The sequence below is a fragment of the Microvirga tunisiensis genome, assembly GCF_009296175.1.
GTDB classification, from domain to species: Bacteria; Pseudomonadota; Alphaproteobacteria; order Rhizobiales; family Beijerinckiaceae; genus Microvirga; species Microvirga tunisiensis.
Genome location: NZ_VOSK01000820.1, coordinates 1 through 1117, shown reverse-complemented (window position 1 = coordinate 1117; position 1117 = coordinate 1). Strand labels below are relative to the sequence as shown.

Here is a 1117-nt window from a genome sequence, read left to right as displayed (position 1 = left end):
TGGGTCGTCCAGGCTTATCGGCAGAGCAGAAGCGGGAACTCTGGACCCGGTGGAAGGAGGGCTGGTCGCTCAGTGATATCGGCCGCGCGCTCGGCAAACATGCCGGATCGGTCTTCGGCATCGTACTGGCCAAGGGAGGCATCGCTCCGCCCCTGAGGAAGCGGTCGAGGCTGTCATTGAGGCCAGAAGAGCGGGAGGAAATCTCGCGCGGCCTCATGGCCGGCTGGTCGTGTCATCAGATTGCGGCCCAACTCGGTCGATCTGCTTCGACCATCAGCCGGGAAGTCAGTCGGAACGGGGGCAGAAGAAAGTATCGTGCCACCAGCGCCGACGAGCGCGCCTGGCAACAAGGCTTGCGACCAAAGCCTTGCCTGCTCTCCCTTCACCCATCGCTTCAGCTACTGGTCGCCGATAAGCTGCAGAACGAGTGGTCCCCTGAGCAGATCGCAGGTTGGCTCAAGACCGAATATCACGACGACAGAGCCATGCGGGTGTCCCACGAGACGATCTATAAGAGCTTGTTCATCCAGGCCCGCGGTGTCCTGAAGAAGGAGCTGACCCGCCATCTGCGCAGCCGGCGGATCATGCGACGCTCCAAGACGGCCAGCACCATCGGCCAACCGAGGGGACAGATCATCGACGCCATCTCGATCCGGGAGCGTCCGGCTGAAGTCGAGGATCGGGCCGTGCCTGGTCACTGGGAAGGCGACCTGCTCTCAGGCGGCAAGAACACCCACATTGCCACCTTGGTCGAGCGACAATCCCGGTTCGTGATGCTCGTTCGAGTTGATGGCAAAGATAGCGAGAGCGTGGTGAAGGCTCTTGTGCGGCAGGTTCAACGTCTGCCTCAGGGATTGATGGCCTCGCTAACCTGGGATCGCGGGATGGAGCTTGCTTATCACAAGCACTTCAGCGTCGCGACTGACGTTGACGTCTACTTCTGCGATCCCCAGAGCCCATGGCAACGGGGAAGCAACGAGAACACCAATGGCTTGCTGCGGCAGTACTTCCCGAAGGGCTCAGACCTGTCCGTGCATAGCCAGAGCGACTTGGATGCGATCGCGCTCAGGCTCAATACTCGGCCAAGAAAAACCCTTGGCTTTCAAACGCCAGGAGC

General features: G+C 60.9%; 1 protein-coding gene. It reads left to right on the top strand.

What is annotated here, in order from left to right; translation table 11 throughout:
* A partial coding sequence (locus FS320_RS43860) for an IS30 family transposase (RefSeq protein WP_152718714.1) occupies window positions 1-1117 on the top strand: 1117 nt, incomplete at both ends.